The sequence below is a fragment of the Nonomuraea sp. NPDC052129 genome, from assembly GCF_040680095.1.
In the GTDB taxonomy this organism is placed as follows: Bacteria; Actinomycetota; Actinomycetes; order Streptosporangiales; family Streptosporangiaceae; genus Nonomuraea.
In genome coordinates this window covers 101,815-118,126 of record NZ_JBFAVX010000040.1, presented here as the reverse complement: position 1 = coordinate 118,126, position 16,312 = coordinate 101,815, and the positions used below count along the sequence as shown (strand labels likewise).

The window sequence follows — 16,312 nt, the reverse complement described above, 5'->3', positions numbered from 1 at the left end:
CCGCCACTACGCGCCCGCATCCGCCACGTCATGGGCAGCGAGGGCACCGGCTCCTACAAGGCGCTCGGCGAGACCGCCGGCGAACTGATGACCGCGCCCGCCCACGTCACCACACCCGACTCCCCCATCGTGCTCGCCGCCCGCCTCATGGACACCCACGGCGTCAAGCGGCTGCCCGTCATCGACGCCGACGGCAAACTCGTCGGCATCGTCAGCCGCCGCGACCTGCTCAAGGTCTTCCTCCGCACCGACGAGGAGATCCGCGAGCTGGTGCTGGCCGGCATCCCGACCAGCACCATGTGGACCGACCCGAAGGGCCTGGACGTCAAGGTGGCCGAAGGCGTCGTCACCCTGACCGGGGTCGTCAGCAGGCACACCGAGTCCATCGCCGCCGTCCGCATGGCCGAGAGCATCGACGGCGTCGTCGCCGTCCACGACGAGCTCACCTGGAAGCACGACGACGTCCTCGAAGTCCCGATGTGGGGCGGGGCCTGACAGACGTCGATCGCACGTGACATGAGGAGCACTGATGGACGTACTCAGTCAGATTGACGCTTACTGGCGCGCGGCGAACTACCTGTCGGTGGGCCAGATATACCTACTGGACAATCCACTGCTAACGACGCCATTGCGCCCGGAGCACATCAAACCGCGCTTACTGGGCCATTGGGGCACAACGCCTGGGCTGAACTTCTGTTTCGCCCATCTCAACCGGGTGATCCGCGAACGCGACCAGGACATGATCTATATCGCCGGTCCCGGCCACGGCGGTCCCGCGGCGGTGGCGCACGCCTGGCTGGAAGGCACCTACTCCGAGACGTACCCCGAAATCTCCCAGGACGCGGCCGGCATGCAGCGGCTGTTCCGTCAGTTCTCCTTCCCGGGCGGCATCCCGAGCCACGTCGCGCCGGAGACGCCCGGCTCCATCCACGAGGGCGGCGAGCTGGGCTACTCACTCGCGCACGCCTTCGGCGCCGCCTTCGACAACCCCGACCTGGTCGTGGCCTGCGTCGTGGGCGACGGCGAGGCCGAGACCGGCCCGCTGGCCGCGAGCTGGCATTCCAACAAGCTCCTCGACCCGGCCCGCGACGGCGTGGTGCTGCCGATCCTGCACCTGAACGGCTACAAGATCGCCAACCCCACCGTCCTGGCCAGGGTTCCGGAGGACGACCTGGTCAAGCTCATGGAGGGCTACGGCTATCGGCCGCACATCGTCGGACCCGACCACCAGGAGATGACCACGACCCTCGACACCGTCTTCGACCAGACCGCCGACTACAAGCAAGGCCGATCCGACCGGCTCCCCATGATCATCCTGCGCACGCCCAAGGGCTGGACCGGCCCCGCCTTCGTGGACGGAGTCCCGGTGGAAGGCACCTGGCGGGCGCACCAGGTGCCGCTGGCCAAGGTGCGAGAGAACCCGGAGCACCTGGCGATGCTGGAGGAGTGGATGCGCTCCTACCGCCCCGAGGAGCTGTTCGACGGCGACGGCCGTCCCATGGCGTCGATCCTCGAGACGGTGCCCCCGGGCATCCGAAGGATGAGCGCCAACCCGCACACCAACGGCGGTGCGCTGCTCGAACCTCTCAGGCTGCCGGACTTCCGCGAGCACGCGGTCGAGGTCAAGTCGCCCGCGACCCAGTTCAGCGAGCCCACCAGGGTGCTCGGCGGCCTGCTGCGCGATGTGATCATCGCTAACCCGCGTACCTTCCGGCTGATGGGACCGGACGAGACAGCGTCCAATCGCCTTTCGGCCGTGTTCGAGGTCACCGACCGGGCCTGGAACGCCCGCCTTGAACCGACCGACGAGAACCTGGCCCCCGGCGGCCGGGTGATGGAGGTGCTCAGCGAGCACCTGTGCCAAGGCTGGCTGGAGGGCTACCTGCTGACCGGGCGACACGGCCTGTTCAACTGTTATGAGGCGTTCATCCACATCATCGACGCCATGTTCAACCAGCACGCCAAGTGGCTGGAAACAGCGAAAGGCATCTCGTGGCGCCTGCCGGTGGCATCTCTGAACTACCTGCTGTCCTCGCACGTCTGGCGGCAGGACCACAACGGCTTCTCCCACCAGGACCCCGGCTTCCTGGACGTCGTGGTCAACAAGAAGGCGTCCGTAGTGCGCGTCTACCTGCCGCCGGACGCCAACACGCTCCTGTCGGTCGGCGACCACTGCCTGCGCTCACGCGACTACGTCAATGTCATCGTGGCGGGCAAGCAGCCGGTGCTCGACCTGTTCACCATGGACGAGGCGATCGCCCACTGCACACGCGGCCTGGGCATCCTGCCATGGGCCTCCACCGACCAGGGCAACGACCCCGACGTAGTCCTGGCCTGCGCCGGAGATGTGCCCACCCTGGAAACCCTCGCCGCCACCGCGCTACTGCGCGAGCACCTGCCCACGCTGAAGGTGCGCGTCATCAACGTCGTCGACCTGATGCGCCTGCAACCACCGACAGAACACCCGCACGGCCTGCCGGACGCCGAATACGACGCCCTGTTCACCACCGACAAGCCGGTCATCTTCAACTTCCACGGCTACCCCGCCCTCATCCACCGCCTCACCTACCGCCGCCACGGCCACGCCCATATGCACGTCCGCGGCTACAAAGAGGAAGGCACCACCACCACACCCTTCGACATGGCCATGCTCAACGACATCGACCGCTACCACCTGGTCATGGACGTCATCGACCGTGTGCCGGGGCTCGGGAGCAGTGCGGCTCACCTCCGCCAGTTGATGACGGACACCCGCCTGCGCGCCCGCGCCTACACCCGTGAGCACGGCGAGGACGCCCCCGAGACCAGCGAGTGGACCTGGACCACCTGATTACCCGGCCGCCTGATGCCCGCCACCGTCCCAGCCGGTGGCGGGCATCTCCGTAGTCGCAGCCATCTTCATCGGAGGTCCTAGAACAGGGGCGGGGCGACAATGAGGTCTTCCTTGTCGAAGGTCAGCTCGCTGACGACATCCACGACGCCCTCCACACCGCGGATCGACTCCACGAGGGCGACGGCCTGCGAGTTCCACTCGACCCTGCCGCCGAGCGTCACGACGCCCTTGTCGACTTCGATCGAGAACGCCTCGCGATCCGGCAGCAGTGCGGCGATGTCCGCCATCAGGTCAACGGCCGGACGGGTGAAGACCCGCAGCACATCCCGCTGATGCAGCGTGCCGATGATGCGCCCGGTGACCGGGTCGATCACGGGTAGTTGCTTGACGCGCTTGTCGTGCATGAGCCGCGCCGCGTCGCGGACGGACGCGCCGGGCGTGATGGTGATCGCCGGAGCGGTCATGAGCTGTTCCGCCGGCGCGTCTTCGAGCACGGCGATGGCCACGCGTCCCATGACGTCCTTGACCTCGATTGTCATCGTTCTCACCTCTCCTTCACCTCCCACGGTCCGCTCCATCCGGCACCGGCCGGTAGCGGCGAACGTCCCCCAGCGCAGGGGCCTAGGTCCTGACCTGCGGCGTCACCTTTACAGCGGGCTGGAGGTCGTGTTCCGTCCGACCTCGCCATGGGTAGCGTCCTGACATGGCTTGCTTGAAGCGCTCCTCACGACCAAGAGCGGGGAGTTCCAGCCGGCTCGGGCTCCATCTGGGTTGCGGTTGCTCGGAGGTTGGCCTTCCGGCCCACGCGGTTGCGTGGTTTACGCGACCCACCCTGCACACCCGCTCTGGGTTGTGCGTGATCCGCCCTTCCTGCGGTGAGGATCTTCTCGTCGGCATTCACATCGGCGTGATTGATGTGTCCGCGAGCCGGTCATGAACTCCTGGCTCCTGTCCTACGAGGGTTTCGACCCGGCCTCCGAGGGGCTGCGCGAGGCGCTGTGCACGCTGGGCAACGGCCGGTTCGCCACACGCGGCGCGACCCCTGACGGTGAGCTGCGTACCGCGGGCACCTACGCCGCGGGGTGCTACGACCGCCTGGACTCCACCATCGCGGGACGGACGGTGACCAACGAGGACCTGGTCAACCTGCCCGACTGGCTTCCCCTCACCTTCGCCGCCCCCGGCTCGTACTGGTTCCGGCCAGAGCGGGCCGACCTGCTGGAGTACCGCCAAAAACTCGACATGCGCCACGGGGTCCTGTCTCGGGCGCTGCGCTGGCGCGACGAATCGGGCCGCATCACCGCGGTACGGCAACGCCGCCTGGTGTCCATGGCCGACCCGCGCCTGGCCGCCCTGGAAACCACCTTCACCGCCGAGAACTGGTCGGGCCCACTGCGCGTGCGCGCCGCGCTGGACGGCCGGGTCACCAACAGCGGCGTGGCCCGCTACCGCGACCTGCGCGGCGACCACCTCACCTGCCATGACACCGGCGACCAGAACGGCCTCACCTGGCTGACCGCCGCCACCCGTTCCTCCCACATCACCGTGGCGCTCGCCTCCCGCATCGACACCGCCACCCCCGCCCGCGAGATGATCCGCGAAGGCGACCGGATCAGCACCGAACATGTGCTCGACCTCGCGCAGAGCGAACCCGCCACACTCACCAAGACCGTGGCCTTGGCAACCTCGCGCGACTCCGCCAGCTACGACGCCCGTTCCGCAGCGATCCGTGCCGTACGGCTGGCACCGCGGTTCGACGTCCAGGTGGCGCAGCACACGGCGGCCTGGGAGCGGCTGTGGCAGCGTGCCCGGGTCGATGTGGACGGCCCCGAGCTTTCGCAGATCGTTCACCTGCATATCTTCCACCTGCTGCAGACGCTCTCCCCGCACACCGCGGACCTCGACGTCGGCGTGCCCGCCCGCGGCCTGCACGGCGAGGCCTACCGCGGGCACGTGTTCTGGGACGAGCTGTTCGTCCTGCCCTGGCTCAACCTGCGCTTCCCCGAGACCTCGCTCGGCCTGCTCCGCTACCGCTACAGGCGGCTGCCCGAAGCCCGGGCCGCGGCCCGGGACGCCGGCCTCAGCGGCGCGATGTTCCCCTGGCAAAGCGCCAGCGACGGACGCGAACAGACCCAGACCCTGCACCTCAACCCCGCCTCAGGCCGCTGGCTGCCCGACGCCTCCCACCTGCAGCGGCACATCGGCCTGGCCATCGCCTACAACGTGTGGCAGTACCACCTGGCCACCGGCTCATTGCCACCGTGGTGCGCGGAGCTGCTCATCGACATCGCCAGATTCTTCGCCTCGCTGGCCGTGCTCGACCCCACATCGGGACGGTACGAGATCCACGGCGTCATGGGACCCGACGAATACCACGAGCGCTACCCAGACGCCTCCTCACCCGGCCTGGCCAACAACGCCTACACCAACATCATGACCGTGTGGCTGCTGCTGCGCGCCCGAGACACCCTGGACCTACTGCCCGAACTCGCGGCCTCCGCGCAAGAGCAGGCCCGCTGGGACGACATCACTCGCCGCATGCGGGTCGACTTCCACGACGGCGTGATCAGCCAGTTCACCGGCTACGCCGACCTGTTGGAGCTGGACTGGGCACGCTACCGAGGCGTACGCCGGCTCGACCGGGCCCTTGAGGCCGACGGCGACGACGTCAACCGCTACAAGGCCGCCAAGCAGGCCGACACGCTGATGCTGTGCTACCTGCTCACCTCCGACGAGCTGGTCGGGATCCTGAACCGGCTGGGCTATCCGGTCGAACCCAGCCTGATCCCCCGCATGGTCGGCTACTACCTCGACCGCACCAGCCACGGCTCCACGCTGAGCGCCGTCGTCCACGCTTGGGTGCTCTCCCGCTCCGACCGGGCCCGCTCCTGGCAATTCTTCACCGAGGCGCTGTTCAGCGACATCAAGGACGTCCAGCACGGCACCACCGCCGAGGGCATCCACCTCGGCGCCATGGCCGGCACTATCGATCTCCTGGAACGCTGTTACCTGGGCCTGGAGATCCACCCCGACGGCCTGCACCTCAACCCACTGCTTCCCGACCGGCTCGGCACGCTGTCGATGCCGATCCGCTTCCGCGGCTCCCAGCTCTTCATCGACGCCGACCACCGGCAGGCACGCATCAACGGCGTGCCAAGGCCGACCTTCGTTACCGGCAGGCAAGGAGAACCGACCATGGCAGCCACTGGCGACCTCGGACGTCGCATCGCCCAGCACCGCATGCGACTCGGTCTGACTCTTGAACAGGTCGCCGAACGCGCGGACATATCACCCGGCTACCTCCAATACCTGGAGGAACAACCCGGCACACCCACCGCCGAAACCATGTGCCTCCTGGCCGGAGCCCTGGAGACCACCGTCGACGACCTCCTCGGCGGAGGCATCGACCAGCCACCCGGCCGCGGCCGCGCCAAGGCGGCTCCGACACTGGCCAGCCTGGACCGCGACGAATGCCTCAAGCTGATCGAGCCCGGCGGCATCGGCCGGGTGGCCTTCAACGGCTCCCACGGCCCGACCGTGCTGCCCGTCAACTACCAGCTGCACCACGGCTCCATCGTCTTCCGCACCGCCACGGGCGGCCCCATGGACCAGGACCTGCGCACCGGCCTGGAAGGCGTGGAGATCAAGGTCGGCTTCGAGGTGGACCGGATCGACGAGGCCCAGCGCGAAGGGTGGAGCGTGCTCGTCCAGGGCCCCGCCCACCACATACCCCCTGACGAACTGCCGGAGGTCACCGGCTCCCGCGTCACCCCGTGGGCGGGCGGCGAACGCCACCTCTACATCCGCATCACCCCGCACCAAATCACCGGCCGCCGCATCCATCACCTTTGACGGTCATGCTCCAGGGCCGAAGGTCCCCTTCCCAGAAGGGTGAACAGCTGATCCTCAAGAGTCCTTCGAGCCCCGCGCGAGAGGACTTACGCATCTGCTCGGGCGCCGGGCGGTGCGGCAGAGTTGGCAGCACACTAACGACGTGCCTGAGGAGCTGACCGAGATGCGGACCACCCAGATCACCATGCGCCCGAAGCCGGCACGACCTAGACCGGGAGATCGACCGCCGCACTCCGTCCGGGCGGCCCTTTCCGTTCTAAACGCCACGTTCTACGAGCCACGTTCTAAAACGCCACACCGCGCCTGAATCACGCTTCCTCGACGGGCTGTACAAAGACGCCGCCCGCGTGCAAGGGAAGGCGGCGACCGCTGATCTCGTGCAGGGGCAAGCGCACGAACACCGGCTCGGTCATCGCGACCCACGGCGCACCGGCCAACTGCTCCAGACGACGGACCTGCTCACGATCAGTGACGACCTCAGCCCGACCGCTCAGCACGACGCTCCAGCCCACGTGCAACGCGGGCTCCACATCGTCCACCTCGAAGACCAGCGGCACGCCGTGTTGGATGGCGTCGAGCTTGCCGCCCCGCGCGGTCCTGAACACGATGCCGTCACCGTCCAGCACGAAGTTGACCGGCACAACCTTCAGATCATCGCCGGATGGCGCCCAGGCGACACGACCGATGACGACCGTCGACAGCAGCACCAGGCAGGCATCACGGTCCAGCGGCTCGAGAGGACCCGCGGGCCTCGATCGCCTTTCCTGCCGCTCCATGCACACAGCGTCTCATGCGGTCCGTCAGCCGTACTCCTGGCCTCGCCGCTCTGTGGATCCCATGCGGCAGATTCCCCAACTGTCGCTCTTCAAAGTGTCGACGGCCCCGCGAAGGTGTGCGATGACGACGAGGAAAGCCGCCAAGGACACAATGCCGCAGGTCCTGGCGCTCGGGACTTTGGCCCCTAACGCACCCGTGGATGACCCCTCAGGATTTGAGGGAAGGACAGCGGCGGGAGGCAAGGGGGCGGATGATGGTCGCGACGGCTCTCCCAGGCGATGTGGTCTGGCTGGACGTGGCTGACGCGGCGGCGCTGCCTGCCGAGGAGGTGCTCGCCCGGCTGGGCAGCGGGCGTACGGGGCTGACGACGGCACAGGTGCGGGATCGGCTGGCGGTGCTGGGGCCCAACGCCGTACGCTCGCACCGGGCGCGGTGGCCGGCGGTGCTGGGCCGCCAACTGCGCTCACCGCTGCTGGTCTTGCTGGCCGTGACCGCTGTCGCCTCTTTCTTCCTCGGCGAGCCGAAAGACGCGCTGATCATCGGGGCGATCCTGGCGGCCTCGGTCGGGTTGGGCTTCGTCAACGAATACCGCGCGGAGAAGGCCGCCGAGGCGCTGCACTCCCAGATTGAGCATCGCTGCGTGGTCTGGCGCGACGGCCACCCCAGTTCGGTGGCGGTGACCGGGCTGGTCCCCGGCGACGTCGTCGAACTACGGCTGGGCGAGATCGTGCCCGCCGACCTGCGGTTGATCTCGGTGACCGGCCTGGAATGCGAGGAGTCGGCGCTGACGGGCGAGTCGCTGCCGACGGCCAAGGCCACAGAGCCGGTCAGCGCCGGCACGGCCCTTGCCGAGCTGACCTGCGGCGCGCTGATGGGCACCGTCGTGCGCGAGGGCTCGGGCACCGGCGTCGTGGTGGCCACCGGGGGCCGCGCCGAGTTCGGAAAGATCGCGCTCGCCCTTGGTGAGCGTCACCCCGAGACCGAGTTCCAGAAAGGGCTGCGCCGCTTCTCCCTGCTTCTGGTGCGAGTAGCCGCCGTGCTCACCACCACGATCTTCATCATCAACGTGATCTTGCAGCGGCCGATCGTCGACGCGCTGCTGTTCTCCCTGGCGATCGCGGTGGGCATCTCCCCGCAACTGCTGCCGGCGGTCGTCTCCACCAGCCTGGCCGCCGGCAGCAGACGGCTCGCCCGGCACAAGGTACTCGTCAAGCGCCTGGTGTGCATCGAGGATCTGGGCGACGTGGAGGTGCTGTTCACCGACAAGACGGGCACCCTCACCGAGGGCCGCATCAGCTTCATGCGCGCCCTGGACGCGGCCGGGCACGTCGGCGAAGAGCCGCTGGAGCTCGGCCTGCTGTGCGACGAGGCCATCGTCGACCCCGGTGCCGGTCAGGAACGGGTGGTCGGCGGCAACGCGCTGGACCTGGCCTTGTGGAACTCGCCCGCCGCTGCCACCTTGCATGAGCAGTTGGGCCGCTACCGGCGGCTGGCCGTTGTGCCCTTCGACCACGAGCGGCGGACCGTCTCGGTCCTGGTCGAACGTGACGACGGCCACCGCCTGATCATCAGCAAGGGCGCGCCGGAAGCCGTCCTGGCCCGATGCGCCGACGTCCCCGCGCAGGTCACCGCAGCTCTGGAGGCGGAATTCGCCGCGGGCAACCGGGTGGTCGCCGTGGCCACCCGAGAGGCCCCCGGTACGACCACGCTGACACCCGCCGACGAACGCGATCTGACCTTCCGCGGCCTGCTGGTGTTTCTCGATCCGCCCAAAGCCGGTGCCCGCGATGCCCTGCGACGCCTGGCCGAGCTCGGCATCACCGTCAAGGTCCTCACCGGCGACAACCCGGCCGTGGCCGCGAAAGTCTGCGCCGACCTCGGCCTGCCCGCCGCACGGGTGCTCACCGGAGCCGACGTCGACGCCGCCGACGACACCCAGCTGGCCGAGCTGATCGACAAGACCACCGTCTTCGCCCGGATCAGCCCGGAACACAAGGCCCGCATCGTGCGCCTGCAGCGCCGAAGCGGCCTGGACGTGGCCTTCCTCGGCGACGGCGTCAACGACGCCATCGCCCTGCACGCCGCCGACGTGGGCATCTCGGTCGACTCGGCCACCGACGTCGCCAAAGACGCCGCCGATGTGCTCCTGCTGGAAAAAGACCTCGCCATCCTCGCCGACGGCGTCGTTCAAGGACGCCGGATCTTCGCCAACACCATGAAGTACGTCCTCATGGGCACCTCCAGCAACTTCGGCAACATGTTCAGCGCGGCGGGCGCCTCACTGTTCCTGGGTTTCCTGCCGATGCTGCCCTCACAGATCCTGCTCAACAACCTGCTGTACGACACCAGCCAGCTGGCCATCCCCACCGACAACGCCGACCCCGAGCAACTGGCCCGCCCCTCCCGCTGGGACGTCCGGCTGATCCGCCGCTTCATGCTGTTCTTCGGCCCGATCAGCTCCCTGTTCGACTTCGCCACCTTCGCCATCATGCTGCAGATCTTCCACGCGGGCCCGCCGCTGTTCCGCAGCGGCTGGTTCGTCGAATCCCTGGCTACCCAAACCCTGGTGATCTTCGCCATCCGCACCCGCCGCATCCCGTTCTTCCGCAGCCACCCCAGCCTCCCCCTGCTGCTGGCCGCCCTCGGCGTCGTCACCGTCGGCGCCCTGCTACCATCCACCCCGCTCGCCACCGCTCTCGGCTTCCAGCCCTTGCCCGGCCTGTTCTTTCTCACCCTGGCCACCATGGTGATCATCTACATGGGACTCATCGAGCTCGGAAAACGCTGGTTCTACCGCACCCTCCCAGCGGTCGCACGCCACCGCGAACCGCCGCACGCCCACCGCATCCACCGCAGAGCCAGCCGCTTCACCGTCGCCAGCAACCCCCTGCCGCTGCCCCGCAAAGCCAAGACGGCGCCTGCTGGGTCACCAACAACCGCTCCTTGATCAGACCAGCCCGCGGCACCTGTCAGCGACGACCGCGTGACACATACCGCCGCCGCAACGCCCACATACAGCGCCTCCAGCACGCGCGAGGTCGAGATGAGCCGGTCGATGAGCCGTGGTCTCGCAACGAGACAGTCACCAGCTACTCGGGGCGCGACAACACATGCAGTTCACTGTTGGCTCTGATGCGGTCATCCCGTCCATCACTGGACCATTCCCACCCCCGCCGCACCAGGGCAGAAGGTTTCCCCGCGGCCGCGCTGCTGCTGGTGTTCGCGCTGGCAGTGCGGATCGTCAAGCAGTATGAGCAGGCGGCCTTCTCGGACGTCGGCGGCGGGTGCCAGGGGCGGAAGGGGCGCCCCTCGGTTTGGAAGACCCGGGAGAACAGCTCGTAGTACTCGGGGGCCGCGACACGCCGCGCATACGCCGGCCCCGCTCTCCTCCGGACGAGAGCCCTGGCACGTGTCGCCCCCGCTACCCAGGAGGCGGTCATGACGGGCCCTCGGCCAGAGACCTGACCATGTCGGTCACCTGGGTCAGCAACTGCGGCAGCATGACCGTCACCTTGGGTAATTCTCCTTAGAAGGCCAATAATCGGTCACCGCATGGGCGAATGTCTGCCAGGGAGTGCACCAGCGGGTCGGCAGGCCTATGACGGGATTGCGGCCGAGCTGCGCGCCCCGCTCTCCGGTCGGGTGCACGATATGCGGGACCTCGAAGGAGCCGCAAGCCAGTCATCAGCGGCGGCTTGTCCGGCTTGACGGCTACCAGGATGCGGCTCATCGCCTGGTCGGCATCAGCGGCTCGATGTTCATGGCCTCTTCTGGCGGGGCCGTACGACCGCGACCGGGCAGGTGGCGTGGTGCAGCACGGCGTGGCCGACCGAACCCAGCACCGCCGAGGCGAAGCCACCCAGCCCGCGCGACCCGACGACGACCAGATCGGCCGTAGCCGCGGCCTTGATCAGGGCGCCCGCCGGGTGCTCGCACAGTTGCTCGTCGGTGATCTCGACGTCGGGGTTCTTCTCACTCCAGGGAACCACGCGCTCGCCGGCTATACGGACCTCGTGCTGGAATGCCTCCTCCAGCAGGCTGTTGTAGCCGGCCGCGTACGGGGAGAAGATCGGCAGTTGCCAGGCATACAGGACGTGCAGCCGCGCGGGGCGGGAGCAGGCCTGGTCGATGGCGTACTGCATGGCGGCCTCGGAGTGCTCGGACCCGTCGTAGCCGATGACGATCCGGCCGTGCTCTTCCCCGCCGGGCCCGCGCACGATCACGACCGGGTCCCGCGCGTGGCCGGCGACGGCCATGCTGACCGAGCCGAGCACCATCCCACTGAAACCGTCGAGCCCCCGGCTGCCCAGCACCACGCTGTCAGCCGACGCGGACTCGTCGATCAGATCGTCGATCACGTTCCCGGCGCGTAGTTCCGTCGTCACCTCGACGCTGCCGGCCAGTTCACGCGCCCGGTCGGCGGCGGCCTCCAGCGCACCCGCGCAGTACTCCGCGCTGAACTCTCCGGGACCGTGTGGCCACTGCTCGCACACGTGCACGATCCGCAGGTCCAGACCTCTGCGCCGCGCGTCGGCGGCAGCCCATTCCACTGCTGCTGTCGCCGGCGCGGATCCGTCCACACCGACCACGATCCGTCCGGTCATCACCCATCTCCTTCACGAGCTCGAATCACACCTCGAGCCTCGCGAAACAGGCGACCGGCCGCCGGAGGGCGAAGTCCCGAATCCGAGTGCCATAGGTCCCAAAGTGAGCCAGTCCGCAGAACCTTGATCGGGGTTGGTGCGGCCGAAAGGCATCGATGGAGCGGGACCTTCGTCCCTAGTCAGGCCGACCCATCCGGATGAACGTGAGAGGTGAACACCATCAGGAGGCATGATGAAAGCGCTCATCTACCACGGCCCCGGCCGGCGGTCCTGGGAGGAGACTCCCGACCCGCGGCTGATCGAACCCACCGACGCCATCGTGCGCGTGGACGCGGTCACGATCTGCGGCACCGACCTGCACATCCTCAAAGGCGACGTACCCACTGTAGAGCCGGGCAGGATCCTCGGCCACGAAGCGGTCGGCACCGTCACGGCGACCGGAAGCTCGGTCAGCACCATCAAGCCGGGAGAGCGGGTGCTGGTGTCGTGCATCTCGGCGTGCGGGCGCTGCCGCTACTGCCGCATCGGCATGTTCGGCCAGTGCCTGGGCGGCGGCGGCTGGATTCTTGGTCACCGCGTCAACGGCACCCAGGCCGAATATGTACGCGTGCCGTTCGCCGACACCTCCACCCACCGGCTGCCCGACGGCGTCACCGACGAGGCCGCGCTCATGCTGGCCGACATCCTGCCCACCGCCTACGAGGTCGGCGTCCTCAACGGCCGCGTCCAGCCCGGCGACACGGTCGTGATCGTCGGAGCCGGCCCGATCGGCTTGGCCGCGATCACCACCGCACAGCTGTTCACGCCCAGCCACATCGTCGCCGTCGATCCCGCCCCGTCACGGCTGGAGGCCGCCAAGCAGCTCGGTGCGGACCTGGTCGTGGGCGCGGGCGACGATCCGGCCGCCGCGATCACCGAGCTGACCCGCGGGCTGGGCGCCGACGTCGCCATCGAAGCCGTCGGCCTGCCGGAAACCTTCGAACTGTGCACCAGCCTGGTACGCCCCGGCGGCCACGTCGCCAACGTCGGCGTGCACGGCGCACCCGCCACCCTGCACCTCGAAGACCTGTGGATCCGCAACCTCACCATCACCACCGGCCTGGTCGACACCCACTCCACACCGACCCTCCTGGACATGATCGCCGCCGGACGACTGGACCCCAGCACGTTCATCACCCACCGCTTCGCGCTGGACGACATGACCGCCGCCTACGAGACGTTCGCCGACCCGACGGCGACCGGAGCCCTCAAGGTGATCCTGTCCCGCAGTTGACGCAGGCCCCGCCGCACTACGAAAGAAGAGCAGGCATTCGACATGAGGGGGAACCGATGACGGCCACAACGGGTCACTCCACCGAGCTCGGGGCATGGCGCGGCTTCAGCGGCACGGCTTGGCGGTCGGCGGTGGACGTGCGCGCCTTCATCCAGGCCAACTACACGCCCTACGAAGGCGGCGCGGAATTCCTCGCCGGACCGACGGAGCGCACCGCGGCCGTGTGGGCGAAGGTCTCGGCGATGTTCTGGTACGGAAGATCTTCACCACGTACCGCAAGACGCACAACGACGGCGTGTTCGACGCCTACACCCCCGAGATCCGGCGCGCCCGCCGGGCGGGCGTCATCACCGGCCTGCCCGACTCCTACGGCCGCGGCCGGATCATCGGCGACTATCGCCGAGTCGCGCTGTACGGCGTGGACCGGCTGATCGAGGCCAAGCAGGCCGAGCTGCGCTCGCTGGAGGGCGCCTTCGCCACCGACGCGGTGATCCGGGACCGCGAGGAACTGGCCGAGCAGCGGCGCGCCCTGGAGGAGCTGAAGCAGATGGCCGCCTCCTACGGCCACGACCTCTCCTGTCCCGCCGGCACCGCACGCGAGGTGATCCAGTGGCTGTACTTCGCCTACCTGGCCGCGATCAAGGAGCAGAACGGCGCCGCCATGTCGCTCGGCCGCACCTCCACCTTCATCGACATCTACCTCCAGCGTGACCTCGCCGAAGGACTGATCACCGAAGAACGCGCGCAGGAGCTCATCGACGACTTCGTCATCAAGCTGCGCATCGTCCGCTTCCTGCGCACCCCGGAATACGACCAGCTCTTCTCGGGCGACCCCACCTGGGTGACCGAGTCCATCGGCGGCATGGGCTCCGACGGCCGCACGCTGGTGACCCGCACCAGCTACCGCTACCTGCAGACACTGCGCAACCTCGGCCCCGCCCCCGAGCCGAACCTCACCGTCTTCTGGTCACCGCGCCTTCCCCAGCCGTTCAAACGATTCTGCGCCGCACTGTCCATCGAGACCAGCTCGATCCAGTACGAGAACGACGACCTGATGCGGCCGCGCTTCGGCGACGACACCGCCATCGCCTGCTGTGTCTCGGCCGCACCGGTGGGCAAGCAGATGCAGTTCTTCGGCGCCCGGGTCAACCTCGCCAAGACGCTCCTGTACGCGATCAACGGCGGCCGTGACGAGATCACCGGCGAACAGATCGGCCCCGCCTACCCGGCGCTGACCGGCGACCACCTCGACTACGAACAGGTCACCGCGGCGTTCGACCGGATGATGGACTGGCTGGCCGCCACCTACGTCAACGCGCTGAACATCATCCACTACATGCACGACAAATACGCCTACGAGCGCATCGAGATGGCCCTGCACGACTACCCCGTCAAACGCACCCTGGCGTGCGGCATCGCCGGACTGTCCGTCACCGCCGACAGCCTGTCGGCCATCAAGCACTCCCACGTCACCGTGATCCGCGACGAGAGCGGCCTGGCCATCGACTACACCGTCGACGGCGACTACCCCGCCTACGGCAACAACGACGACCGCGCCGACGACATCGCCGTCGACCTGGTCCGCTCATTCATGGCCAAGGTCCGCCGCCACCCCGCCTACCGCGACGCCGAACACACCCAGTCCGTGCTCACCATCACCTCCAACGTCGTGTACGGCAAGCACACCGGCAATACCCCCGACGGCCGGCGTGCCGGAGAGCCGTACGCTCCCGGCGCCAACCCGAGCAACGGCCGCGACCGCCACGGCCTGGTCGCCTCCGCGCTGTCGGTGGCCAAACTCCCCTATGACCAAGCGCTCGACGGCATCTCCCTGACCAACACCGCCACCCCTGAAGGGCTCGGCCGCACACCGGCCGAGCGCGTGGACAACCTGGTCGGGGTGCTGGACGGCTACTTCGACGCCGCCGGGTTCCACATGAACGTCAACGTCCTGACGCGGGCGGTGCTGCTGGACGCCATGGAGCACCCCGACCGCTACCCGCAACTCACCATCCGCGTCTCCGGCTATGCCGTCAACTTCGTCCGCCTCACCCCCGAACAGCAACGCGACGTCATCAACCGCACCTTCCACGGATCACTGTGAACACCCGCCAGGCCCACCTCCAACAGGCCGCCACCGAGCTGTGCCACCCGCCGGCCCCACCGGGCACCGGCGTGATCAGCTCCTGGGACCTGTCCATCGGCGTGGACGGCCCCGGCACCCGCTTCGTCGTGTTCACCTGCGGCTGCCCGCTGCGCTGCCTGTACTGCCAGAACCCCGAGACCTGGCGGATGCGCGACGGCCACCAGGCCACAGTGCAGGAAGGCATGACCGAAATCGACAGATACCGGCGCTTCATCTCGGTAGCAGGCGGCGGGGTCACGATCAGCGGCGGCGAGCCGCTGCTCCAGCCCGGCTTCACCGCCGAACTGCTGCACCGCTGCCATGACAGCGGCCTGCACACCGCCCTGGACACCTCCGGGCTGCTCGGCGACCGCGCCAGCGACACCATGCTCGCCGACACCGACCTGGTCCTGCTCGACATCAAGTCCTCCGACCCGGCCACCTACCGCAAAGTGACCGGCGGTCCGCTGGAACCGACCCTGCGCTTCGCCCGCCGGCTCGCCACACTCGGTCGCCCCACCTGGATACGGTTCGTTCTCGTCCCTGGACTCACCGACGCCGAAGAGAACGTGGACGGCCTGGCCCGCTTCGTCGCGGAACTGGGCAACGTCGAACACGTCGACGTCCTGCCCTTCCACCGCATGGCGGCGGCCAAGTACCGCAAGCTCGGCCTGCACTTTCCGCTGGCCAACGTCGCACCACCCGATCAGGACCTGCTCAACCGCGTGCACGCCCAATTCCACGCCTACGGTGTAGCCAGCACCTGACGTCGCCGCCTTCCGACGTCAGCAGGGAGACTCCTGGGTCACCTGGGTGTCGAGGGTCGCATCGGGCAGCGCGCGGACCTG

The 16,312-nt window shown here is 68.4% G+C and carries 10 protein-coding genes and 1 pseudogene; 8 read left to right on the top strand and 3 right to left on the bottom strand.

Annotation, left to right across the window (positions count from 1 at the left end; translation table 11 throughout):
* A partial coding sequence (locus tag AB0L53_RS50875) for a CBS domain-containing protein (RefSeq protein WP_364011557.1) occupies window positions 1-495 on the top strand: 495 nt, incomplete at its 5' end.
* Between the two features lie 34 nt (window positions 496-529).
* Entirely contained in the window at window positions 530-2,830 is a 2,301-nt protein-coding gene (locus AB0L53_RS50870) for a phosphoketolase family protein (RefSeq protein ID WP_364011554.1), read from the top strand.
* Between the two features lie 80 nt (window positions 2,831-2,910).
* Here AB0L53_RS50870 and AB0L53_RS50865 read toward each other — a convergent pair whose 3' ends face one another.
* A complete protein-coding gene (locus AB0L53_RS50865) occupies window positions 2,911-3,372 on the bottom strand; it encodes a CBS domain-containing protein (protein WP_364011563.1) in 462 nt (153 codons plus the stop codon).
* A gap of 394 nt (window positions 3,373-3,766) precedes the next feature.
* Here AB0L53_RS50865 and AB0L53_RS50860 point away from each other — a divergent pair, with 394 nt between their 5' ends.
* Window positions 3,767-6,685, top strand: coding sequence for a pyridoxamine 5'-phosphate oxidase family protein (locus tag AB0L53_RS50860; protein WP_364011551.1), 2,919 nt, complete (start codon window positions 3,767-3,769; stop codon window positions 6,683-6,685).
* A gap of 308 nt (window positions 6,686-6,993) precedes the next feature.
* Here the strand turns inward: AB0L53_RS50860 and AB0L53_RS50855 are convergent, their stop codons facing one another.
* Window positions 6,994-7,461, bottom strand: coding sequence for a pyridoxamine 5'-phosphate oxidase family protein (locus AB0L53_RS50855; RefSeq protein WP_364011548.1), 468 nt, complete (start codon window positions 7,459-7,461; stop codon window positions 6,994-6,996).
* Window positions 7,462-7,712: 251 nt separating this feature from the next.
* On the opposite strand from AB0L53_RS50855, the gene mgtA reads away from it, so the two are divergent.
* Window positions 7,713-10,409: a magnesium-translocating P-type ATPase gene (gene mgtA, locus AB0L53_RS50850; RefSeq protein WP_364011545.1), complete on the top strand. Its 2,697-nt coding sequence runs from the start codon at window positions 7,713-7,715 to the stop codon at window positions 10,407-10,409.
* Between the two features lie 185 nt (window positions 10,410-10,594).
* Entirely contained in the window at window positions 10,595-10,804 is a 210-nt protein-coding gene (locus tag AB0L53_RS50845; RefSeq protein WP_364011542.1) for a hypothetical protein, read from the top strand.
* Window positions 10,805-11,220: 416 nt separating this feature from the next.
* Here AB0L53_RS50845 and AB0L53_RS50840 read toward each other — a convergent pair whose 3' ends face one another.
* Window positions 11,221-12,066, bottom strand: coding sequence for a universal stress protein (locus AB0L53_RS50840; protein ID WP_364011540.1), 846 nt, complete (start codon window positions 12,064-12,066; stop codon window positions 11,221-11,223).
* Between the two features lie 229 nt (window positions 12,067-12,295).
* Here AB0L53_RS50840 and AB0L53_RS50835 point away from each other — a divergent pair, with 229 nt between their 5' ends.
* The 3 genes and pseudogenes from AB0L53_RS50835 to pflA all read left to right on the top strand — a co-directional run bounded on the left by AB0L53_RS50835 (window position 12,296) and on the right by pflA (window position 16,231).
* Entirely contained in the window at window positions 12,296-13,339 is a 1,044-nt protein-coding gene (locus AB0L53_RS50835; RefSeq protein WP_364011537.1) for a zinc-dependent alcohol dehydrogenase family protein, read from the top strand.
* A 56-nt stretch (window positions 13,340-13,395) separates the two neighbouring features.
* Window positions 13,396-15,443 (top strand): annotated as a pseudogene (gene pflB, locus AB0L53_RS50830) (formate C-acetyltransferase).
* A complete protein-coding gene (gene pflA, locus AB0L53_RS50825; protein ID WP_364011534.1) occupies window positions 15,440-16,231 on the top strand; it encodes a pyruvate formate-lyase-activating protein in 792 nt (263 codons plus the stop codon). Before pflB ends, pflA begins: the two are co-directional and overlap by 4 nt.
* The last annotated feature ends 81 nt before the right edge of the window (window positions 16,232-16,312 follow it).

Excerpts from the sequence above, each read along its gene's own strand:
- AB0L53_RS50860 (WP_364011551.1), top strand. The coding sequence starts at position 3,767 with ATGAACTCCTGGCTCCTGTCCTACGAGGGTTTCGACCCGGCCTCCGAG.
- AB0L53_RS50835 (WP_364011537.1), top strand. The coding sequence starts at position 12,296 with ATGATGAAAGCGCTCATCTACCACGGCCCCGGCCGGCGGTCCTGGGAG.
- AB0L53_RS50840 (WP_364011540.1), bottom strand. The coding sequence starts at position 12,066 with ATGACCGGACGGATCGTGGTCGGTGTGGACGGATCCGCGCCGGCGACA.
- AB0L53_RS50845 (WP_364011542.1), top strand. The coding sequence starts at position 10,595 with ATGCGGTCATCCCGTCCATCACTGGACCATTCCCACCCCCGCCGCACC.
- AB0L53_RS50855 (WP_364011548.1), bottom strand. The coding sequence starts at position 7,461 with ATGGAGCGGCAGGAAAGGCGATCGAGGCCCGCGGGTCCTCTCGAGCCG.
- mgtA (WP_364011545.1), top strand. The coding sequence starts at position 7,713 with ATGATGGTCGCGACGGCTCTCCCAGGCGATGTGGTCTGGCTGGACGTG.
- AB0L53_RS50870 (WP_364011554.1), top strand. The coding sequence starts at position 530 with ATGGACGTACTCAGTCAGATTGACGCTTACTGGCGCGCGGCGAACTAC.
- AB0L53_RS50865 (WP_364011563.1), bottom strand. The coding sequence starts at position 3,372 with ATGACAATCGAGGTCAAGGACGTCATGGGACGCGTGGCCATCGCCGTG.